Source organism: Pseudomonas panipatensis, assembly GCF_900099785.1.
Classification (GTDB): Bacteria; Pseudomonadota; Gammaproteobacteria; order Pseudomonadales; family Pseudomonadaceae; genus Pseudomonas; species Pseudomonas panipatensis.
Map to the genome: position 1 here is coordinate 153,482 of NZ_FNDS01000004.1, position 20,363 is coordinate 173,844.

Sequence of the window (20,363 nt, forward strand, 5' to 3'; positions counted from 1 at the left end):
ATTCGCCTCTCACTCGTCGCGACGCAGATCCGGCGGAATCGGTACGTCGGGCATCGGGCCGGGGCGTTTGCCCTTGCCGGCGCGGTATTGCTTGAGCTGGTAGACGTAGGCCAGCACCTGGGCCACGGCGAGGTAGAGGCCGGCGGGGATTTCCTGGTCCAGTTCGGTGGAGTAGTAGACCGCGCGCGCCAGTGCCGGTGATTCCAGCACCGTGATCTTGTTCTCCTGGGCGACCTCGCGAATCTTCAGGGCGAGGAAGTCGTTGCCCTTGGCCAGCAGCTTGGGCGCGCCGCCGGACTGCGGGTCATACTTCAGGGCCACGGCGAAGTGCGTCGGGTTGGTGATGACCACGTCGGCATCGGGCACCGCCTGCATCATCCGCCGCTGCGCCATTTCGCGCTGCAGGCGGCGGACCTTGGCCTTCACTTCCGGCTTGCCTTCGGAGTCCTTGTACTCGTCGCGCACTTCCTGCTTGGTCATCAGCAGCTTCTGGCGGTTGTCCCAGAGCTGGTAGGGCACGTCCACCGCGGCGATCAGCAACAGGCTGCAGGCCATCCAGAAGGCGCTCCAGCCAATCACCTGGACGCTGTGCAGGATGGCGGTCTCCAGCGGTTCGTGGATCAGCGCCAGCAGCGCTTGCCGGTCCGATTGCAGCACCAGCAGGGCCACCACCAGCACCACGAGGAATTTCACCAGGGCCTTGAACAGCTCCAGCAGCGACTTGCTGGAGAACATCCGCTTGACCCCTTCCAGCGGGTTGAGCCGGCTGAACTTGGGGGCCAGGGCTTCAGCGGAGAACAGCCAGCCGCCGAGGGCGATGGGACCGATGATCGACGCCAGCAGCAGGATCAGCAGGATCGGCCAGAGCCCTTCGCCGGCGGTGCGCACGGCGGCGCCGACCAGTTGCAGCATGCTGTCGCTGTTCATCAGCGTCTCGCGGGACAGATCGAAACTGCCGCGCATCACCCGGATCAGGTCAACGGCCAGGCCGGCGCCGTAGTTCAGCAACGCCGCCGAACCGGCGATCAGCACCGCCAGGGTGTTGAGCTCCTTGGAGCGCGGCAGCTGGCCTTTCTCGCGCGCCTCTCGGCGCCGTTTCTCTGTGGGTTCCTCTGTCTTGTCCTGACCGCTCTCGCTTTCCGCCATCAGCGCGCTCCCGCCAATTCACGGAGCAGTCGCAGTCCTTCGCCAGCGAGGGACTGGTACTGCGAGAGGATCTCGGCGGTGCCGATCCAGATGATGACGAAGCCCATCACCAGGGTCAGCGGGAAGCCGATGGAGAAGATGTTCAGTTGCGGCGCGGCGCGGGTCATGGCGCCGAAGGCCAGGTTGATCACCAGCAGCGCGGTGATCGCCGGCAAGGCGATGAGCAGGCCGGCGCCGAGCACCCAGCCGAGCTTGCCGGCCACGGTATACAAATGCTCGGCGGACAGCCCCTGCCCCACCGGCAGGGTCACGAAACTCTCGGCGATCACCTCGAAGACCACCAGGTGGCCATTCATGGCGAGGAACAGCAGGGTCACCAGCATGCTGAAGAACTGCCCCATCACCGGCACCGAGACACCGTTGGTGGGATCGACGGTGGAGGCGAAACCCAGGCCCATCTGCATCGACAGCAACTGCCCGGCGACCACGAAGGCATGGAACATCAGTTGCAAGGTGAAGCCGAGCATGGCGCCGATGAGGATCTGCTCGCCGATCAGCAGCATGCTGCGCAGGCTCAGCGCATCCACCTGCGGCATCGGCGGCAGGTTCGGCACCAGCACCACGCTGATGGCCAGGGCCAGGTACAGACGTACCCGCGCCGGAACCATCTGGGTGCTGAACAGCGGCATGGTCATCAGCAGGGCGCCGATGCGGAACAGCGGCAGGATGAAGCTGGAGATCCAGCCGCCGATCTGGGCGTTGCTCAGTTCGAACATCAGCCGATCAGCGTCGGAATACTGGTAATCAGGTTCTGCGTGTACTCCATCAGTTCACGCAGCAGCCAGGGGCCGAGGACGATCAGGGTGACCAGCACCACCAGCAGGCGCGGCAGGAAGCTCAGGGTCTGCTCGTTGATCTGCGTGGCGGCCTGGAACATCGCCACCACCAGGCCCACCAACAGGCTCGGCAGCACCAGGATGGCGACCATCATGGCGGTCAGCCAGAGCGCCTGGCGGAACAGGTCGACGGCAACTTCCGGGGTCATGGCGCACCCTCCTCTGCGGTTACACGGTGCCGAAGCTACCGGCCAGGGTGCCGATGATCAGCGCCCAGCCGTCCACCAGGACGAACAGCATGAGCTTGAACGGCAGGGAAATGATCAGCGGCGACAGCATCATCATACCCATCGCCATCAGCACGCTGGATACCACCAGGTCGATGATCAGGAAGGGAATGAAGATCATGAAGCCGATCTGGAAAGCGGTCTTCAGCTCCGAGGTGACGAAGGCCGGCACCAGGATGGTCATGGGCGTCGCATCGGCGCGCGGGATGTCGGTGCGCTTGGACAGGCGCACGAACAGGTCGAGGTCCGACTGCCGGGTCTGCGCCAGCATGAAGGCCTTCAGCGGCACCTCGGCGCGGCTCACCGCCTCCTGCGCCGGAATCTGCTCGTTGAGGTACGGCTGCAGCGCGCTGCTGTTGATCTTGTCGAACACCGGGGCCATGACGAACAGCGTGAGGAACAGCGCCAGACCGACCATCACCTGGTTCGACGGCGTGCTCTGCAGGCCGAGGGCCTGACGCAGGATGGAGAAGACGATGATGATCCGGGTGAAGCTGGTCATCAGCATGACGAACGCCGGGATGAAGCTCAGCGCGGTCATGATCAGCAGGATCTGCAGGCTGACCGTGTACTCCTGCTGGCCCTGGCCGTTGGTGGTCACGGTGATCGCCGGGATCGACGTGGGGTCGGCGGCGAAGGCCTGGGGCATGCCCAGCGCGAGCAGGCCGAGGGCCAGCGGCAGGCAGCGGCGCAGGGCCTCCAGTACAGCGCGGAAACTCATTGCGGGCGGCCCTTGTCCTTGTTCAGCAGCTCCAGCAGGCGCTGGGCGAACTCCGGCGTCGCCGGCTCCACCGGCTCCGTGCTGCGCACCGGCTCCTTGAGCACGTGCAGCGGGGTGATGCGCCCCGGCGTCAGGCCGAGGAGGATCTGCTCCTCGCCGACCTGCACCAGCACCAGGCGGTCGCGCGGACTCAGCGCCTGGCTGGCCACCAGCTTGATCGCCTGGTTGCTGCGCGGGCCGATCTGCTGCATGCGCCGCACCAGCCAGGCGAGCAGGAAAATCAGCGCCACCACCAGCACCAGGCCGAACAACAGTTGCAGCAGTTGCGTGCCGGCGCTGCCGGTAATCAGGCTGGGCGAGGCGCTGGCATGCACGATGGCCGGCGCCGGAGCGACGGCGGCTTCTTCTTCGGCGCCGGCGAAGAGCGGCAGCCCGGCCAGCGGCAGGGCAAGGAACAGCGCGAGCAGACGGGCCATGGTCAGCGCAGCTTCTTGATGCGTTCGCTGGGGCTGATCACATCGGTGAGGCGGATGCCGAACTTCTCGTTCACCACCACCACCTCGCCATGGGCGATCAGGGTGCCGTTGACCATCACATCCAGCGGTTCGCCGGCCAGGCGGTCGAGTTCGATCACCGACCCCTGGTTGAGCTGCAGCAGGTTGCGGATGTTGATGTCGGTGTGCCCGACTTCCATGGAGATGGTCACCGGAATGTCCAGGATCACATCCAGGTTCGGGCCTTCCAGGCCGGCGATGGTCGGCGCCTTGGGCGACATGCCGAACTCCTCCATGGGCGCGCGCGGCGCGACCGGCGCGGCGGGGGCGGCGGGGGCGGCATTGCCGGCCATGAGGGCGTCGATATCGTCCTGACTGGCGTCGCCCGCCTCGGACAGCGCCGCGGCCCACTCGTCGGCCAGCGCCTGTTCCTCGGGAGTCACGTTCTCTTCGTCTGCCATGGTGAATCTGTCCTCTATGTAGCTGCGCTCAGCGCGGACGCTCGAGCGGTTCGAGAATCTGGAAGGCCAGGTTGCCCTTGTGCGAACCCAGCTTGACCTTGAAGGAAGGCACGCCATTGGCGCGCAGGATCATGTGCTCCGGCATCTCCACCGGGATCACGTCGCCCGGCTGCATGTGCAGGATGTCGCGCAGGCGCAGCTGGCGACGCACCACGGTGGCGTCCACCGGCACATTGACGTCGAGGATATCCTCGCGCAGCGCGTTGACCCAGCGCTCGTCCTGATCGTCGAGATCGGACTGGAAGCCGGCGTCGAGCATCTCGCGGATGGGCTCGATCATCGAGTACGGCAGAGTGATGTGCAGGTCGCCGCCGCCGCCGTCCAGCTCGATGTGGAACGTCGACACCACCACCACTTCGCTGGGGCTGACGATGTTGGCCATGGCCGGGTTCACTTCCGAGTTGACGTACTCGAAGGCGATCGGCATGACCGCGCTCCAGGCCTCGGCGAGGTCGACGAAGGCCTGCTCGATGACCATGCGCACCACGCGCAACTCGGTGGGGGTGAACTCACGGCCCTCGATCTTGGCGTGGCGGCCATCGCCGCCGAAGAAGTTGTCCACCAGCTTGAACACCAGCTTGGCGTCGAGGATGAACAGCGCGGTGCCGCGCAACGGTTTCATCTTCACCAGGTTGAGGCTGGTCGGCACATACAGCGAATGCACGTATTCGCCGAACTTCATCACCTGCACGCCGCCCACGGCGACGTCGGCGGAGCGGCGCAGCAGGTTGAACATGCTGATGCGGGTGTAGCGGGCGAAGCGCTCGTTGATCATCTCCAGGGTCGGCATGCGGCCCCGGACGATGCGGTCCTGGCTGGTCAGGTCATAGGACTTGACCGCGCCGGGTTCGACCTCGGCTTCCGTCTCGACCAGGCCATCGTCCACGCCGTGCAGAAGCGCGTCGATTTCATCCTGGGAAAGCAGATCTTGCACGGCCATGCGCGTTACCTACTGCAGTACGAAGTTGGTGAAAAGCACTTGTTCGACGGCCAACTGGCCGGTGGCCTTCTTCGCCAGCGCCTGGATGCTGGCGGTGGCCTGCTGGCGCAGCATTTCCTTGCCGACTGGCGTCACCAGCGAATCGAAATTCTGACTGGAAAACAGCATGACGAACTGATTGCGGACCAACGGCATCTGCTCCTTGAGCGCATCCAGTTGCGCCTGGTCGCGGCCCATCAGGGCCACCGAAACCTGCAGGTAGCGCTGCCGCCCGCCCTGGTTGAAGTTGACCACGAAGGACGGCGCCAGCACTTCGTAGAGCGCCTCCTTCTTGCCCGGGTGCGCATCGGCTTCGGCCGGCGCGCTCTCCGCCGGCTTGGCGTTGCGGCTGAGGAAGAACCAGGTGCCGCCCACCGACAGCCCCACCGCCACCAGGAAGGCCACCGCCAGCAGGATGATGAGCTTCATTCGGCTCTTGCCGGAGCCACCCTCGGCGGGTGGAGAGGTCGTCTGATCGTTCTTTGCCATGCCAAAAATCCGTCGCTTGAGCGGTCCGATGCCTGTCACCTGGAACAGGAGCAAGGGCTGTGCCAGCTCACAAATAGCTGACCGCCGCGGCGGATATTACAGACTGGCGGGAGGAAGTCACGGGGGAGAGCGAGAAAAGCTCGCGATGAACGGCTCCCGGGCGGGAGCCGTTCATGCTCGCATCGGCGCAGGTCGAGCTGCGCTGGACCGGCGTCCGGCGGGGATCAGGCGTAGTAGTCCACCATGCCCAGGCCGCCCACCTGCGGCCGGCTGCGGATTTCGCTGACACCGCTGATCAACGGCTCGTCGTCCGCAGCGTCGCGGCCAGTCGCCGCATTGCCGCCGCCACGCGCGTTGCCGCCCTGCTGCTGGCCCTGCCAGCCACGCGCCAGGGACTGGTCGGAGACGTTGACGTTGACCTGGTTCATGCCCTGCTGGCTGAACATGTCGCGCAAGCGGTGCTGCTGGCTTTCCAGGGCCTCGCGCACGCCGGCGTTGGCGCTGGCGAAGGTCACCTGGGTCTGGTCGCTGGCCATGTGGATGCGCACTTCCACGCGCCCCAGGTCGGCCGGCTCCATCTGGATATCCGCCGACTTCAGGTTCTGGCTGGACATCCACATCACCCGGTCGACCACCGCGTCGGTCCAGCCGCTCTGCTGCACGGACACCGGCTGGCCGGGCACCAGGGCGTTGACCGGACGGCTGGTGAGGCTCTGCTGGGTGCCATTGAGCGCCTGGGTCAGGGCTTCCAGTTTGTTGGCGAAGGCCTCATTGCGATTCTCGCTCTTGCTGTCGACGGCCTTCTCCGGCAACTGCTGGGCCAGCTCGGCGCTGGCCTGCAGGCTGGTGTCGAGCGCCTTGCCGTCGGCGCTCTGCAATTCCTGCCCGCTGCTCAGCCCGGCCAGCAGGCTCGCCATGTCGGTCTTGGCATGGCCATCGCCGAGCTTGTCGACCAGCTTGGCCGCCGTCGCGGTATCGGCTTGCCCCTGCGCCTGCCCTACCCCCTGCACCTGCGCCTGTAGTTGCAGTTGCAACGCTGGCGTGGCGTCCGGCGCGCCGGCGACCGAGAGCAGGTTCACCCCCTGGGCCTGGTTGAGCTTGAGCAAGTCGCCATCGCTCGCCGCCGCGCCCGGCTGGCTTTGCCCGGTCGCGGCGGGCGCCGTCGAGGCGCTGGCGGCGCTGGCCGGCAACGGGCTGCCGAGCCCCAAGGCCAACAAGGGATCGAGACTGTCGGCGGGCTTGTCGTCGGCGCTGGCCGGCTTGTCCTGCCCATCGGCCGGCAATGCCTTGCCGCCTTCGGCAACCTTTGGCTGGTCAGCGGCCGGCGGCGGCGCCGACGCGCTGTCCGTGGTGTCCTTGTCCTGCTGCGGCTTGCCCTTGTCGCGAGCCGGCTTGGCGCTGTTCGCCGGGCGCTCGGTGGAGGCCGGCCGGCTCTCCTGCGCATACACGTCGGCGAAGCTGGAACCCTTGTCGTTCGTGGCATTCGCCGAATCCTGCGCAGCCTTGGACGGGGTCGCCCTGGGGCTCGGCGCGGGGGTCGGCGACAACAAAATATCCGGGGCGACAGCCATCGGAACTCTCCGTTCGTATTGAGTAACCACTACGGAGATAGCAAGGGACGGGCCAGTTTCCTCGACGACCGCGGGAAAACCCGCGCGAGCCCCTAGCGACGCGGGTGGCGCTGCTGCTTGAGGAGAATGCGGACGATGGCGAATTCGCGCTCGACCTGCTCCACCAGCGCTTCCGCATGGGGTAGGTCGGTCTGGCGGGCGGATTCTTCGAGCTGCTTGCAGAGGCCGGCCAGGATCTGCGCGCCCATGTTGCCGCAACTGCCCTTGAAGCTGTGCGCGGCGTGGCGCAGTGCCTGGCTGTCGGCATTGGCGAGGGCCTCGCGCAAGCTGCGCAGGCGCTCCTCGGAGTCGCTGATGAAGGTCTCCAGCAACAGCGGATACTCCTCCGCCATCACATCGCGCAAGGCGTTCAACGCGGCATCGTCGAGATGCACCTCGGACATTCGCTCACTCCCTGGCCGCCCGGCGCCTGGGCCGGCGCGCGAGAACGGCGGATTATGCCTGAGCGGACCAGAAAAACTCCACGGATACCGATTTGCCGTCCGCCGACCATTGGCAGCGGTCGGCGAGCTGCCGCACCAGGGTCAGGCCGCGCCCGCTGAAGCCGGGTCCCGGGCATTGCGCCTGGGCCTGCAGCACGGCGCCGACGTCGAAGCCGTCGCCGCTGTCCTCGACCCGCAGCAACAGGCGCCCCCCGTCACCGTGGGGCGCCAGGTCGAGGTGGAAGCGCACGAAGCCATGGCTGAGGTTCTGCAGGCGCTCGCGGCGCTCGGCGTAATAGCGGGCGAAGCCCTCCGCGTCGCATTTCAGGCGGGAGTCCAGGCCCATCAGGCCATGCTCCAGGGCGTTGGAATAGAGTTCGGCCAAGACCGTGTAGAGCGCGCCGCCGCGCGGCCGCAGGTCATGCACTTCCATGAGCAGTTGGAGCAGGAAGGGCAAGGGATTGAAATGCCGCAGGGTCGGCGCGCGGAACTCGAAACTGCTCGACCAGTCCTGCGGGCCGTTCAAGCCGGCGTCGGAGAACGCCAGCGGCGGGCGTTGCAGGCTGGCATCCGGCACCAGGGCGATTTCCAGCATGCTCAGGTCGTCCTGGGCCTCGCCACGGAAACGCGACAGCGTCGCCTGGATGTCGTCGAACAGCCGCGAACCGCCGGCATGCCGGGCGAAGACCTGGCGCAGACGCTGTTCGCCGAACATCTCGCCCTGGGTATTGCGCGCCTCCAGCACGCCGTCGGAGAAGAGCAGCACGCGGTCGCCGTCTTCCATGGGGAAAACCTCGCAGCGCTCGTCGAAGGCGCTGGATTCGAGGATGCCCAGTGGCAGATGGCGCGACACCAGCGGCAGCAACGTGCCGTCGTGGCGGAACAGGTAGCCGTCCGGCAGGCCGCCATTCCACACCTCCAGCATGCCGCGCTGGAAGCTCAGGTTGAGCATGGTCGCGCAGCAGAACACCCCCAGCGGCAGGATGCGTTTCAGCTTGGCATTCATCTCGCGGAGGATGTCGGCGATCGGGTATCCCTTGGCGGTCATGCCGTAGAACACCTCGGCCAGCGGCATGGCGCCGATGGCCGCCGGCAGGCCGTGGCCGGTGAAGTCACCGAGCAGCACGTGCATGCCGCCGGATGGCTTGTAGGCGGCCAGCAGCAGGTCGCCGTTGAACAGCGCGAACGGCGATTGCAGGTAACGGATGTTCGGCGCGTTGAGGCAGCCGGAATGCGCCACCTTGTCGAACACCGCCTTGGCCACCCGCTGTTCGTTGAGCAGGTGCTCGTTGTGCCGGGCGATCAGGTCGCGCTGTTCGAGGACCTCGCGCTGCAAATGGTGCAGGCGGCCCATGGCACGGATCTTGGCTTCGAGGATGACGCGGTTGTAGGGCTTGGAGAGAAAGTCGTCGCCGCCCGCCTCCAGGCTCTGCACCAGCGCCTCGGTCTCGCTCAGCGAGGTGAGGAAGATGATCGGCACCAGCTCCTCGCCGGCCAGGCTACGGATACGCCGCGCCGCCTCGAAGCCGTCCATCACCGGCATCAGTGCGTCCATCAGCACCAGTTGCGGACGCTCCTGGTCGAACAGGGCCAAGGCCTCCAGGCCATTGGCGGCGGTCAGCACCCGATGGCCCTGGCGGCTGACGATGGTCGAGAGCAACAGCCGGTCGGCAGCGTTGTCGTCGGCGATCAGCACCGTCAGGAAGTTCGCCATGGCCGGTCGCGGCTCAGCTGATCTGGAAGAGTTGTTCGAAGTTGGAAATGGAAAGGATCTTGCGGACGTCCGGGCTGCACTGCACCAGGCTGATCCGCGCCTGTTCGCCTCCGGCGTGGTCGCGCAACAGCAGCAACATGCCCAGCGCCGAGCTGTCCAGGTAGGTGGCGCCCTTGAGGTCGACCACATAGCGCTTGGGGGTGATGTCCTGGCGTTCGTAGGCGTTGCGGAATTCCTGGTGCGCGCCGAAATCGAAGCGGCCCTGGACGACGATGGTCAACTCCTGCCCGTCGGCGGATGGAACGGAAGTGATGGCCACTGGATGTCTCCCTACTGATAGGACTGCGCGTCTGGGGAGGAAGATTTAGCAGCTTGTCCGCCGCCCAGCAACTTCGGCGGCAGGCGGACAGCGCTCGGCGCCGGCCGCTACAAGCGCTCGCGGTACTCGCCCGGCGTCACTCCGAACCAGCGGCGGAAGGCACGGAAGAAATTGCTCGGCTCGGAGAAGCCGAGCAGGTAGGCGATTTCCAGCAGGGTCATGTGCGGTGTCGCCAGGTACTGTTCGGCCAGTTCGCGGCGCGTGTCGTCGAGCAGTTGCTGGTAGCTGCTGCCTTCTTCCTGCAGGCGTCGCTGCAGGGTGCGCTCGGACAGGTGCAAGGCTTCGGCGACCGCCTCGCGCCGCGGTTCACCCTGCGGCAGCAAGCGGCACAGCACCTGGCGCGTCTGGTGGCTGAAGCGGCTGCTGGCGAAGCGCGCCAGGTAGTCGCCGGCGAAGCGATCGTGCAGGCGCGCCAGTTCGGCATTGGCGGTGGGCAGCGCGGCGCTCATGTCGGCATGGGCGAAGAGCAACGCGCACTGCCCGTGGCCGAAGCTCAGCGGCGCCTCGAACAGCGCCTGGTAGGGCGTGGCATCCAGCGGCGGCTCGCCGGCCAGGCGCACCTCCAGCGGCTTCAGGTGGCGCCCGGTGATCCAGCGCACCAGGGCGATCAGGCTGGCCAGGGAACACTCGGCGCTCTGCCGCGGCGGCGGCAGGCGGTCGCCATGCACCTGCACGCTGAACAGACAGCCCTCGGGCAAGCGGCGGAAACTCAGGTCGGCGCCTTCGGCGATGATTCGCTGGTAGCGCTCCAGGCGCTCCAGTCCCTCGCCGAGGTTGCGGCTGGACATCAGCGCATACCCCAGCACGGGAAACGCCGGGGTGTGCACGCGGGCGATGTTCAGGGCGATGGCCGGATTGCCGCTGAGCGTCACCGCGCGCTGCCACAGGCGGCTCATGGCGTCCTGCGGGAAGCGCGCGTCGGGGTCGTCGAGGGCGCGGTAGTCCAGTCCCAGTTCGGCGAACAGGCTGCGACCGTCGAGGCCTTCCAGTTCGATGGCCTCGACCATTCCGCGCACCCAGCTCGACAGGGTTGTTCGCTCAGGCATATCGCTTCTTCTTGTTCTGTGCGGTGGCGCCGGGACTGCAGGCGCAGGCCCGGCCGGGGAATGGCGGGGAAGGATACTAAACTGGCTGTGTATGTCATCTGCAAGCGGCCGGCCCGGAGCCTACACTGGGCCCCTCACAATGACAGGAGGTGCGCCATGAGCACCCAGACCGCCGAGCGTTTCCACAGTTTCGCCGAGTTCTATCCCTTCTACCTGCAGGAACACAGCAACTCGACCTGCCGCCGCCTGCATTACGCCGGCAGCCTGCTGGTGCTGGCGATCCTCGCCTATGCCCTGCTCAGCGGGCAACTGGCCTGGCTGCTGGCCCTGCCCTTCGCCGGCTACGGTTTCGCCTGGGTCGGGCACTTCGTCTTCGAAAAGAACCGCCCGGCCACCTTCAAGTACCCGCTGTGGTCGTTCATCGGCGACTGGGTGATGCTCAAGGATGCCTTCACCGGGCGGATTCGCTTCTGAATCCCGCGGGGTAGCGCAAGCGCCCCGCCGCTAGCGGCGGATCAGCAGTTCCCGCGCCCTGGCCGCGTCTTCCGCCGCCAGCTCGACCCAGAGTTCCGCCTTGCCGGCGATGAGCGCGCCGCTGGCCACGCCGTCGCGGTAGAGCACGCGATTGCCGGCCAGTGCCGGGACTTTGTTGCCCGGCAACAGGCTGCCGGAGAGGTTGAGCGGATCGACCGCCGAGAGCACCAGCCACTCGCCGTCCTTGTCGCGCTTGCGCACCTCGCGCAGCAGGCCGACCGCCTCCGGCAGGGCGAACTGCTCGCCGGTGAGGCCGGCGACGAAACGGCCGCCACGGATTTCCCCGCGCGCCTCCAGGCGATGGTAGATGCGCAACAGCTCGCGCCACGGCGGCAACCAGTCGGCCTCGCGCGCCAGTACCCGCCAGCAGACCACGCCGTAGCGCCGCAGCAGGGTCAGCGCGACATGCTCCAGCACGTCCGGCGCCAGCCGCGCCGGGCGCCCCTTCTCGGCCATTGCCGTGGGCCGCCGCAGCAACGCCCAGCGTCCGGCGTCGGCCATGCCGAATAGCGGGGTGCGCGCGCGCCGGTCATGCCGGCTGCGCTTGGCCGCCGGCAGCAGCAGGGCGCGCAGGCCGGCGAAGCTGTCGGCGTTGACCCGGCCCAGCGCCACCAGCTCGCCCAGCGCGCCTTCCAGCTCGCTGCGCAGCAGGCGGGTGTCGCCCAGCAACTCGTCGAAGAACAGCGCGCCCTGCTCGGTCAGCGCCGCCAGCACCTTCTGCGCCTTGGACGACGGCTGTGCATCGCCGCTATCGGCGCCCAGCGTACTCCACAGGGAAAACTGCCGGCGCGGCACTAGGACAATGGGGCTGCTGCGCAACGGCCCGCCGCCACTGCGCCCGCGCGTGGCGCCACGCCCCGGCAGGCGCGCCCAGACCAGGCGGCCGGCGCGACAGAGATCGTCCAGCCAGTGGCTCGTGTAATCGGCGACCCGCGCCGGCAGGATGTCGCTCTCCCAGGCGCCGGCGGCGGCCTGGAAGCCTTCCAGTTGGCTCAGCACCCCGGCCAGCGCCTCGGCGCCGCGCACCCGCGCGCCCGCGGCGACGCGCTGCCAGTCGAAGAGAAAACGCAGGTAGTCGGCGCGCTCCACCGGCTCGATCTCACGGCGCAGGCGACGCACCGTGTAGCGGTGGATGCGCGCCAGCAGGTGGCGCTCGCACCATTCGTCCTCACTGGCACCGGGGCTGAAGCGGCCGCGCAGGACGTAGCCCTCGCGCTCCAGGCCAGCCAGGGCGAAGGCGATGGCCGCCGCGTCCAGGCCCAGGTCGTCGGCCAGTTGTGCCTGGCTGCGCGGGCCGAAGCCGGTCAGGCGGGCGCGCAGCAGTTCGAGCAGCGCGTCTTCCGCCGACCAGCCGTCGCCGAGCGTCGCGGGCAGTTGCAGCGCCGGCGTCGGTCGGGCCTGGGGATAGATCGCCAGCAGTTGAGCGAGGCGCTCGGCGGCCACCCACAGCTCGACCGCGGCGGTGCGCAGACGGGTGGCGCGGCCGGCCTTGGCCAGGCGCCCGAGCAGCAACTCCCAGCCGAGGTTGGCGGCGGCTTCGTCGAGGCGGATGCAACCCAGGCCGCTCAGCGCCTCGTGCATCTCGTCGGCATCGCGCGCTTCCGGCCAGGCCTCGGCGCGCACCGCGGCGATCGCCTCGGGGTCGAGGGCGCCGAGGTCGTCGGCGCATTCCGGGTCGCTCCAGCGCCGGCTCTGCACGGCTTGGGTCCGCCGCTCTTCCAGCGGCGCGTCGTCGAGGAAGGCATAGGGCGCGGCGCTGAGCACTTCCGCCGCCAGCGCCGAGGGCGCCGGCAGGTCGCGCGCATAGAGGCGCACCGCGCCGTTCTCCATGCGCCGCAGCAGGGCCAGCCAGGCGTCGCAGTCCATGGCCTGGTGCAGGCAGTCATCGAGGGTCTGGGCGACCAGCGGGTGATCGGGAATCTGCCGCTCGCCGACGATGTTCTCCAGGCACGCCACCTGGTCGGGGAACACCGCGGCCAACAAGTCCTCGCTGCGCATGCGCTGCAGTTGCGGCGCCACCTTTCGGCCACCGCGGAAGCGCGGCAGGGCCAGCGCGGTGGTGGCGTTCCAGCGCCAGCGCACGCCGAACAAGGGCGCGTCGAGCAGGGCCTGCAGCAGCACCTGTTCGGCGTTCTTCGCATTCAGGTAACGCCAGACCTCGTCCAGCGGGAAGCTGTGGCTGGTGGACAGCGAGAGAATGATCGCGTCCTCGGTGGCCGCCGCCTGCAGCTCGAAGTTGAAGGTGCGGCAGAAACGCTTGCGCAAAGCCAGGCCCCAGGCGCGGTTGACCCGGCTGCCATAGGGCGAATGGATGACCAACTGCATGCCGCCGGACTCGTCGAAGAAGCGCTCCAGCACCAGCGCCGACTGGCTCGGCAACACGCCCAGGGCGTTGCGCGCGCGGGCCAGGTACTCGACCATCTGGCGCGCCGCGGCCTCGTCCACGCCGAGCGCCGCGTTCAGCCAGGCGATGGCCGGCGCCAGCGGCTCGGCGCCGCCCTGCCCCTCGGCGAGCAGCGCGTCCAGGCGCTCGCGCAGGCGCGACACGCTGGCCGACAGCTCGTCGCTGCGCCCCGGCGCCTCGCCGAGCCAGAAGGGAATGTTCGGCGGCTGGCCCTGGGCATCCTCGACCCGCACCTTGCCCGGTTCGATGCGGAGGATGCGATAGGACACATTGCCCAGTTGGAAGACATCGCCGGCCAGGCTTTCCACGGCGAAGTCCTCGTTCACCGTGCCGACCGTCAACCCCTGCGGCTCCAGCAGCACGCTGTAGTCGCCCGCGTCAGGGATGGTGCCGCCCGAGGTCACGGCGGTCAGCCGCGCGCCACGGCGTCCGCGCAGCAGGTGGTGGATGCCGTCGCGGTGCAGGTAGGCCGCGCGCTGCCCGTTACGGCTGGCGTAGCCCTCGGCGAGCATGCGCAGCACCGCCTCGAAGCGCTCGCGCGGCAGCTCGGCATAGGGTTGGGCGGCGCTGAACAACTGGAACAGCGCCTCCTCGTGCCACTCGCGGCAGGCCACTTCGGCGACGATCTGCTGGGCCAGCACGTCCAGTGGCGCGCGCGGTATCACCAGGGCGTCCAGTTCGCCACGGCGCACGCTATCGAGCAGCGCCACGCATTCGACCAGCTCGTCCCGCGAGGTCGGAAACAGACGCCCCTTGGGCGTGCCGCCGACGCTGTGCCCGGAACGTCCGACGCGTTGCAGGAAGGCGGCGATGGAGCGCGGCGAGGCGATCTGGCAGACCAGTTCGACCTCGCCGATATCGATGCCCAGCTCCAGCGACGCGGTGGCCACCAGCACCTTCAGCCGGCCGGCCTTGAGCCGTTGCTCGGCGCCCAGGCGTTGCTCCTTGGACAGGCTGCCGTGGTGCGCGGCGACCCGCTCGATGCCCAGGCGCTCGCCGAGATGGCGGGTGATGCGTTCGGCCAGGCGCCGAGTGTTGACGAATACCAGGGTGGTGCGGTGGGCCTCGGCGAGCGCGGCCAGGCGGTCGTAGACGCTGTCCCAGACCTCGTGGGACATCACCGCCTCCAGCGGCGCCGGCGGCACCTCGATGGCCAGGTCGCGCGCGCGGCTGTAGCCGATATCGACGATGTCGCAGCCCGTCGCGCCCGCCGCGCCGTGGCCAACGAGGAAGGCCGCCACCGCTTCGATGGGCTTCTGCGTGGCGGACAGGCCGATGCGCACCAGCGGCTCGGCGCACAGCGCCTGCAGGCGCTCCAGCGACAACGCCAGGTGGCTGCCGCGCTTGCTCCCGGCGAGGGCGTGGATCTCGTCGACGATGACGCTGCGCGCGCCGGCCAGCATGGCCCGCCCGGAATCCGAGCCGAGCAGCACATAGAGCGATTCCGGGGTGGTCACCAGCAGGTGCGGCGGCCGGCGGCGCATGGCCTCGCGCTCACCCTGACTGGTGTCGCCGGTGCGCACCGCCGTGCGGATATCCACCGCCGGCAGCCCCGCGCGCCGCAGTTCCTCGCGGATGCCGGCCAGCGGCTCCTCCAGGTTGATGCGGATATCGTTGGACAGCGCCTTCAGCGGCGAGACGTAGACCACGCTGGTGCGGTCGGGCAGCTCGCCAGCGTGGTCCAGGCCCTCGCGGACCAGCCCGTCGATGGCCGACAGAAAGGCGGTGAGCGTCTTGCCCGAGCCGGTGGGCGCCGCCACCAGGGTCGATCGGCCGGCGCGGATCGACGGCCAGGCCTGGACCTGGGCCGGGGTCGGCGCGCGGAAATGGCGACGGAACCAGGCCGCGACGGCGGGATGGAAATCCGCCAGCGGGTCGCGTGGCCGGGTCGGCGTGACGGGTCGGTTCATGCCGACACTATGCTGGCGCGAGAAGCCTGCCTCAAGGGCCGCCGATCGCACCTCGCGGCGCGCGGCGACAGCGGCTAAGCTGCGCGCACTTCTTCGTCCGCGGACCGATCCCGATGAGCCTGAAAGACCGCGACTGGTACTGGCAGAACATCAACAATCCGGGCCAGCACGGCGAACCACCGGAGCGCCGCCCGCCACGCTGGCGCCGCCTGCTGGCGCCGTTGCTCTGGCTGATTCTGCTGGGGGCCCTGGCCAGCGGCGCCTGGGCACTGTGGCACGCCCCCAACGGCCAGGCCTGGGTGCAGATGCGCTGGCACGCCCTGCTCGGCCGCCTCGGTCTGGAGCAACCCGCGCACGCCGCGCCGGCCAGCCCCGGCCGCTACAGCGACAGCCCACGAGCGCTGGCCGAATGCATCAAACCGGGCAACCTGATCGACGACGAGGTGCGCGCCTGCGTGAAGGGCTATCGGGCGAAGACCTGGTAACGCCGTGGTCCGGCCGGGTAGCGGCTCGACGCTCGCCATGAACCGACGCCCGAGTTCGGCCGCAGAGCCGGGCACGGGCGTGCTGCAGCGGCGTATCACCGCGAGCGGTCATCGGCGCTACGACTCGCCGCCCGGCCCCAGGCCATGCTGGCGCAACTTGTTGGCGATGGTCGTATGCGACACCCCCAGGCGCTTGCCCAGCAGGCGGCTGCTCGGGTGTTCGCGGTAGAGCCGTTCCAGCACCGCCTTCTCGAAACGCCCGAGGATGGCATCCAGGCCGCCGTCGAGGGAGAAATCCCCCAGCGGGTGCGGCGCGCCGTAGTCCGGCAGGCGGATGTGCTCGGGCTTGATGGTGCCGCCGTCGCACAACGACACCGCCTGGAACAGCACGTTCTCCAGTTGCCGCACGTTGCCCGGCCAGTGGTAGCGGCCGAGGCGCTCCATGGCCTGCGGCGAAAGCAGCGGCAGCGCGCAGCCGATCTGCCGGCTGGCCTGGTCGAGGAAGTGCTCGACCAACGGGCCGAGGCCATCCAGGCACTCGCGCAGCGGCGGAATGTGCAGCGAGAGCACGTTGAGGCGATGGTAGAGGTCCTGGCGGAATTCGCCCTTGGCGCAGAGTTCGGAAAGATCGACCTGGGTCGCGCAGATCACCCGCACATCGAGGTAGACCTCCTCGTCGCTGCCGACCCGGCGGAAGCAGCCGTCCTGCAGGAAGCGCAACAGCTTGGCCTGCAGGCGCGGGCTCATCTCGCCGACGCCGTCGAGGAACAGGGTACCGCCGGCGGTCAGTTCGAGCAGGCCGAGCTTGCCTTCCGGGCGCGCGCCCTCGAAGGCGCCGGGGCCGTAGCCGAACAGCTCGGTCTCGGCCATGGATTCCGGTAGGCCGGCGCAGTTCAAGGCCATGAACGGCGACTGCCCGCGCGGGCTGGCCAGGTGGCAGGCGCGCGCCAGCAGCTCCTTGCCGGTGCCGGTTTCGCCCTCGATCAGCAAGGGCGCATCCAGCGGCGCCATGCGCCGGGCCTCGCGGACCACCGCGGCCATCACCCGCGAACTCTGGAAGATGCTGTCGAAGCCGCGCAGCTCGTGCTTGCGCACGTTGTAGATGCGCTCGCCGACGCGATCGGCGCGGTGCAGGGTCAGCACCGCCCCGGCCAGCGCTTCGCTTTCGTCGTGTTCGGTCTGCAACGGCGCGATGTCGGCAAGGAACACATCGCCCTTGACCTTCACCCGCAGGCCGTTGATGCGAGCCTTGTTGGCGCGCACCAGCTCGGGCAGGTCGAGGTCCTCGACGTAGCGCGCCAGGGGAATCCCCGGCACCTCGTCGACGCGCACGCCGAGCAACTGCGCGGCGGCGCGGTTGGCCGCGACTATCTGCCCGGCCATGTCGATGGACAGCACCGGGAATTCCAGCGCCGCCAGCAGCGCGTTCAGCTCCAGGTGGCGGCGCTCGCTGGGCATCAGGCCGACGCGCTTGACGCCGAAGACGCCGGGGATCGCCTCCAGCTTGGGTTTGAGCGACTGGAACTGCAGGTTGATCAGGTTCGGGCAGAGCAGGTAGATGGCATTGCCCTGCTCGCCGCCGACCTCGCCGCGGTTGACGTTGATGCCGTACTCGACCAGCAGGTTGAGGATGTCGCGAAGGATGCCGACGCGGTTCTGGCAGTGCACTTTGATGCGCATGGAGCGGCCCGTCATTGTGGTTGTAGTGGGCTTCAGGCAGCGGACTTTCCCCAGTTGCCTGGAAATTTCCGTCAAGAATATGTGACAGCATGCCGCATCGACAAGCCGACGGCATGCGAATCCACGGCATTCGTAACGATAACTTTACGGAAAGCTGCCTCATCCCGCCTCGCCGCCGCCCGCTGCCTGGCTGCGTGGCAGCGCCCGCCGGGTTATTTCTGAGGCATCACAACAACAAGGCCTCGACGCCGGAGGACCCATGAAGACAACGCAGTACGTGGCCCGCCAACCTGACGAGAAGGGTTTCATCGATTACCCGGAATCCGAGCATCAGGTGTGGAACACCCTGATCACCCGCCAATTGAAAGTGATCGAGGGCCGCGCCTGCCAGGAATACCTGGACGGCATCGAGCAACTGCGCCTGCCCCATGAGCGCATCCCGCAACTCGACGAAATCAACCGCGTGCTCCAGGCCAGCACCGGCTGGCGCGTCGCCCGCGTCCCGGCGCTGATCCCCTTCCAGACCTTCTTCGAGCTGCTCGCCAGCCAGCAATTCCCGGTGGCCACCTTCATCCGCACGCAGGAAGAGCTGGATTACCTGCAGGAACCGGACATCTTCCACGAAATCTTCGGCCACTGCCCGCTGCTGACCAACCCCTGGTTCGCCGAGTTCACCCACACCTACGGCAAGCTCGGCCTGGCCGCCAGCAAGGAAGAGCGCGTCTACCTGGCGCGGCTGTACTGGATGACCATCGAATTCGGCCTGCTCGACACGCCGCAGGGCCGGCGCATCTATGGCGGCGGCATCCTCTCGTCGCCGAAGGAAACCGTCTACAGCCTCTCCGACGCGCCCGAGCACCTGCCCTTCGATCCGCTGGAGGCCATGCGCACGCCCTATCGCATCGACATCCTGCAGCCGGTCTATTTCGTCCTGCCGGAACTCAAGCGCCTGTTCGAGCTGGCCCACCAGGACATCATGGCGCTGGTCCACCGCGCCATGCAGTTGGGTCTGCACGCACCGAAGTTTCCGCCGAAAGCAGCGGCCTGATCCGCTGCACTGACTACCCTTGGTGGACGACCCGCGCGGTCGGCCACCTTTGCCTTGCCCGATGCATTCCAAGGAGAACCCCATGACCGCCCTGACCCAAGCCCATTGCGAAGCCTGCCGCGCCGATGCCCCGAAGGTGTCCGACGACGAATTGGCCGTGCTGATCAAGCAGATCCCGGACTGGAACATCGAGGTCCGCGACGGCCACATGGAGCTGGAGCGCGAGTTCCTCTTCAAGAACTTCCGCCACGCCCTGGCCTTCACCAACGCGGTGGGCGCCCTCGCCGAGGAAGAAGGCCACCACCCGGACCTGCTCACGCGCTGGGGCAAGGTCACCGTGACCTGGTGGAGCCACGAACTGAAGGGCCTGCACCGCAACGACTTCATCATGGCCGCGCGCACCGACGAGCTGGCCAAGACCGCCGAGGGCCGCAAGTGAGCCATTTCGCCCATGTCCCACGGGTGCCCGGGGACCCCATCCTCGGCCTGCTCGACGCTTTCCGCGCCGATCCCAACCCGGCCAAGCTGGACCTGGGCGTCGGAGTCTACAAGGACGCCCAGGGCCTGACGCCGATCCTGCGCACGGTGAAGCGCGCCGAGCAGTACCTGGTCGAGCACGAAACCACCAAGAGCTACGTCGGCGGCCACGGCGACGCGCTGTTCGCCGCGCGCCTCTGCGAACTGGTGCTGGGCAGCGACTCGCGCCTGCTCAGCAGCCAGCGCGCCGACGCCAGCCAGACGCCCGGCGGCACCGGTGCGCTGCGCCTGGCGGCGGACTTCATCGCCCGCTGCCTGCCCGGGCGCGGCGTCTGGCTGAGCGATCCGACCTGGCCGATCCACGAAAGCCTCTTCGCCGCCGCCGGGGTGCAGGTGGCGTACTACCCCTACGTCGGCGCCGATAACCACCTGGACGTCGAGGCCATGCTCGCCGCCCTGCAGCACATCCCCCACGGCGACGTGGTGCTGCTGCACGCCTGCTGCCACAACCCGACCGGCTTCGACCTGGCCTGGAACGACTGGCTACGCGTGCTGGAAGTGGTCAAGCGGCGCGAGCTGCTGCCGCTGATCGACTTCGCCTACCAGGGCTTCGGCGACGGCCTGGAGGAAGACGCGCGCGCCGTGCGGCTGTTCGCCGAGAACCTGCCGGAACTGCTGATCACCAGCTCCTGCTCGAAGAACTTCGGTCTCTACCGCGACCGCGTCGGCGCGCTGATCGTCTGCGCCGGCAGCGCGGCGAAACTGGCCGACGTGCGCAGCCAACTGGCGTTCCTCGCGCGCAATCTGTGGTCCACCCCGCCGGCGCATGGCGCCGAAGTGGTGGCGACCATCCTCGGCGACCCCGAGCTGAAAGCACTCTGGCTGGAGGAACTGGACGCCATGCGCGCGCGCATCGCCGGCCTGCGCCTGGACCTGGTCGACGCCCTGCGCCCGCACGGCCTGGCCGAGCGCTTCGCGCACCTGGCGATCCAGCGCGGCATGTTCTCCTACACCGGACTCAGCCCGGAGCAGGTCCGCCGCCTGCGCGACGAACACAGCGTGTACCTGGTCGGCAGCGGCCGCGCCAACATGGCCGGCATCGACGCCCAGCGCCTGGACGAACTGGCCAGGGCCATCGCCAGCGTCTGCGCCTGAGCGCC

19 protein-coding genes and 1 pseudogene are annotated in these 20,363 nt (G+C 68.3%); 5 read left to right on the forward strand and 15 right to left on the reverse strand.

The genetic code is table 11. From position 1 onward, the window contains the following. Positions 1-9: 9 nt before the first annotated feature. The 13 genes from flhB to BLQ74_RS10950 all read right to left on the reverse strand — a co-directional run bounded on the left by flhB (position 10) and on the right by BLQ74_RS10950 (position 10,665). Positions 10-1,146, reverse strand: a complete 1,137-nt coding sequence (flhB, locus tag BLQ74_RS10890) for a flagellar biosynthesis protein FlhB (protein WP_090262587.1) — start codon at positions 1,144-1,146, stop codon at positions 10-12. Next, positions 1,146-1,922 (reverse strand): flagellar biosynthetic protein FliR, encoded by a 777-nt coding sequence (gene fliR, locus BLQ74_RS10895; RefSeq protein ID WP_090262588.1) that lies wholly within the window; start codon positions 1,920-1,922, stop codon positions 1,146-1,148. The genes flhB and fliR overlap by 1 nt, the downstream gene beginning before the upstream one ends. Further along, the gene (fliQ, locus tag BLQ74_RS10900) at positions 1,922-2,191 is read right to left on the reverse strand and encodes a flagellar biosynthesis protein FliQ (RefSeq protein WP_090262589.1); all 270 of its coding nucleotides are present in this window, start codon (positions 2,189-2,191) and stop codon (positions 1,922-1,924) included. The genes fliR and fliQ overlap by 1 nt, the downstream gene beginning before the upstream one ends. A 19-nt stretch (positions 2,192-2,210) precedes the next feature. Beyond that, positions 2,211-2,990: a flagellar type III secretion system pore protein FliP gene (fliP, locus tag BLQ74_RS10905; RefSeq protein WP_374442302.1), complete on the reverse strand. Its 780-nt coding sequence runs from the start codon at positions 2,988-2,990 to the stop codon at positions 2,211-2,213. Then, positions 2,987-3,466: a flagellar biosynthetic protein FliO gene (fliO, locus tag BLQ74_RS10910; RefSeq protein WP_090262590.1), complete on the reverse strand. Its 480-nt coding sequence runs from the start codon at positions 3,464-3,466 to the stop codon at positions 2,987-2,989. Before fliO ends, fliP begins: the two co-directional genes overlap by 4 nt. Before the next feature lie 2 nt (positions 3,467-3,468). Beyond that, positions 3,469-3,945: a flagellar motor switch protein FliN gene (gene fliN / locus BLQ74_RS10915; RefSeq protein WP_090262591.1), complete on the reverse strand. Its 477-nt coding sequence runs from the start codon at positions 3,943-3,945 to the stop codon at positions 3,469-3,471. A gap of 28 nt (positions 3,946-3,973) precedes the next feature. After that, positions 3,974-4,945 (reverse strand): flagellar motor switch protein FliM, encoded by a 972-nt coding sequence (fliM, locus tag BLQ74_RS10920; protein ID WP_090262592.1) that lies wholly within the window; start codon positions 4,943-4,945, stop codon positions 3,974-3,976. A 9-nt stretch (positions 4,946-4,954) separates the two neighbouring features. Beyond that, positions 4,955-5,473, reverse strand: coding sequence for a flagellar basal body-associated protein FliL (gene fliL, locus BLQ74_RS10925; RefSeq protein WP_090262593.1), 519 nt, complete (start codon positions 5,471-5,473; stop codon positions 4,955-4,957). Positions 5,474-5,697: 224 nt separating this feature from the next. Beyond that, positions 5,698-7,044, reverse strand: a complete 1,347-nt coding sequence (locus tag BLQ74_RS10930; RefSeq protein ID WP_090262594.1) for a flagellar hook-length control protein FliK — start codon at positions 7,042-7,044, stop codon at positions 5,698-5,700. A gap of 92 nt (positions 7,045-7,136) precedes the next feature. Beyond that, positions 7,137-7,487: an Hpt domain-containing protein gene (locus BLQ74_RS10935; RefSeq protein ID WP_090262595.1), complete on the reverse strand. Its 351-nt coding sequence runs from the start codon at positions 7,485-7,487 to the stop codon at positions 7,137-7,139. Positions 7,488-7,539: 52 nt separating this feature from the next. Further along, entirely contained in the window at positions 7,540-9,240 is a 1,701-nt protein-coding gene (locus tag BLQ74_RS10940; protein WP_090262596.1) for an ATP-binding SpoIIE family protein phosphatase, read from the reverse strand. Between the two features lie 13 nt (positions 9,241-9,253). Beyond that, positions 9,254-9,559, reverse strand: a complete 306-nt coding sequence (locus BLQ74_RS10945) for an STAS domain-containing protein (RefSeq protein ID WP_090262597.1) — start codon at positions 9,557-9,559, stop codon at positions 9,254-9,256. 107 nt (positions 9,560-9,666) lie between these two features. Then, a complete protein-coding gene (locus BLQ74_RS10950) occupies positions 9,667-10,665 on the reverse strand; it encodes an AraC family transcriptional regulator (protein WP_090262598.1) in 999 nt (332 codons plus the stop codon). Positions 10,666-10,821: 156 nt separating this feature from the next. Here BLQ74_RS10950 and BLQ74_RS10955 point away from each other — a divergent pair, with 156 nt between their 5' ends. Further along, positions 10,822-11,139: an Mpo1-like protein gene (locus BLQ74_RS10955; RefSeq protein WP_090262599.1), complete on the forward strand. Its 318-nt coding sequence runs from the start codon at positions 10,822-10,824 to the stop codon at positions 11,137-11,139. Positions 11,140-11,169: 30 nt separating this feature from the next. Here the strand turns inward: BLQ74_RS10955 and BLQ74_RS10960 are convergent. Further along, positions 11,170-15,502, reverse strand: a pseudogene (locus tag BLQ74_RS10960) (DEAD/DEAH box helicase); the annotation flags it as partial. A 124-nt stretch (positions 15,503-15,626) separates the two neighbouring features. Here BLQ74_RS10960 and BLQ74_RS10965 point away from each other — a divergent pair. Beyond that, positions 15,627-15,998: a hypothetical protein gene (locus BLQ74_RS10965; protein WP_090262601.1), complete on the forward strand. Its 372-nt coding sequence runs from the start codon at positions 15,627-15,629 to the stop codon at positions 15,996-15,998. Between the two features lie 117 nt (positions 15,999-16,115). On the opposite strand, the gene BLQ74_RS10970 is transcribed toward BLQ74_RS10965, so the two are convergent. Further along, complete coding sequence (locus BLQ74_RS10970; RefSeq protein WP_090262602.1) at positions 16,116-17,678, reverse strand: sigma-54-dependent transcriptional regulator; 1,563 nt, start codon at positions 17,676-17,678, stop codon at positions 16,116-16,118. A 259-nt stretch (positions 17,679-17,937) separates the two neighbouring features. Here BLQ74_RS10970 and phhA point away from each other — a divergent pair, with 259 nt between their 5' ends. The 3 genes from phhA to BLQ74_RS10985 all read left to right on the forward strand — a co-directional run bounded on the left by phhA (position 17,938) and on the right by BLQ74_RS10985 (position 20,358). Continuing rightward, the gene (gene phhA / locus BLQ74_RS10975; RefSeq protein ID WP_090262603.1) at positions 17,938-18,726 is read left to right on the forward strand and encodes a phenylalanine 4-monooxygenase; all 789 of its coding nucleotides are present in this window, start codon (positions 17,938-17,940) and stop codon (positions 18,724-18,726) included. A gap of 82 nt (positions 18,727-18,808) precedes the next feature. Then, positions 18,809-19,165: a 4a-hydroxytetrahydrobiopterin dehydratase gene (locus tag BLQ74_RS10980; RefSeq protein WP_090262604.1), complete on the forward strand. Its 357-nt coding sequence runs from the start codon at positions 18,809-18,811 to the stop codon at positions 19,163-19,165. Beyond that, complete coding sequence (locus BLQ74_RS10985; protein WP_090262605.1) at positions 19,162-20,358, forward strand: amino acid aminotransferase; 1,197 nt, start codon at positions 19,162-19,164, stop codon at positions 20,356-20,358. Before BLQ74_RS10980 ends, BLQ74_RS10985 begins: the two co-directional genes overlap by 4 nt. The last annotated feature ends 5 nt before the right edge of the window (positions 20,359-20,363 follow it).

Coding starts and splice junctions, on each gene's coding strand:
- flhB (WP_090262587.1), bottom strand. CDS start 1,146: ATGGCGGAAAGCGAGAGCGGTCAGGACAAGACAGAGGAACCCACAGAG.
- fliR (WP_090262588.1), bottom strand. CDS start 1,922: ATGTTCGAACTGAGCAACGCCCAGATCGGCGGCTGGATCTCCAGCTTC.
- fliQ (WP_090262589.1), bottom strand. CDS start 2,191: ATGACCCCGGAAGTTGCCGTCGACCTGTTCCGCCAGGCGCTCTGGCTG.
- fliP (WP_374442302.1), bottom strand. CDS start 2,990: ATGAGTTTCCGCGCTGTACTGGAGGCCCTGCGCCGCTGCCTGCCGCTG.
- fliO (WP_090262590.1), bottom strand. CDS start 3,466: ATGGCCCGTCTGCTCGCGCTGTTCCTTGCCCTGCCGCTGGCCGGGCTG.
- fliN (WP_090262591.1), bottom strand. CDS start 3,945: ATGGCAGACGAAGAGAACGTGACTCCCGAGGAACAGGCGCTGGCCGAC.
- fliM (WP_090262592.1), bottom strand. CDS start 4,945: ATGGCCGTGCAAGATCTGCTTTCCCAGGATGAAATCGACGCGCTTCTG.
- fliL (WP_090262593.1), bottom strand. CDS start 5,473: ATGGCAAAGAACGATCAGACGACCTCTCCACCCGCCGAGGGTGGCTCC.
- BLQ74_RS10930 (WP_090262594.1), bottom strand. CDS start 7,044: ATGGCTGTCGCCCCGGATATTTTGTTGTCGCCGACCCCCGCGCCGAGC.
- BLQ74_RS10935 (WP_090262595.1), bottom strand. CDS start 7,487: ATGTCCGAGGTGCATCTCGACGATGCCGCGTTGAACGCCTTGCGCGAT.
- BLQ74_RS10940 (WP_090262596.1), bottom strand. CDS start 9,240: ATGGCGAACTTCCTGACGGTGCTGATCGCCGACGACAACGCTGCCGAC.
- BLQ74_RS10950 (WP_090262598.1), bottom strand. CDS start 10,665: ATGCCTGAGCGAACAACCCTGTCGAGCTGGGTGCGCGGAATGGTCGAG.
- BLQ74_RS10955 (WP_090262599.1), top strand. CDS start 10,822: ATGAGCACCCAGACCGCCGAGCGTTTCCACAGTTTCGCCGAGTTCTAT.
- BLQ74_RS10965 (WP_090262601.1), top strand. CDS start 15,627: ATGAGCCTGAAAGACCGCGACTGGTACTGGCAGAACATCAACAATCCG.
- BLQ74_RS10970 (WP_090262602.1), bottom strand. CDS start 17,678: ATGCGCATCAAAGTGCACTGCCAGAACCGCGTCGGCATCCTTCGCGAC.
- phhA (WP_090262603.1), top strand. CDS start 17,938: ATGAAGACAACGCAGTACGTGGCCCGCCAACCTGACGAGAAGGGTTTC.
- BLQ74_RS10980 (WP_090262604.1), top strand. CDS start 18,809: ATGACCGCCCTGACCCAAGCCCATTGCGAAGCCTGCCGCGCCGATGCC.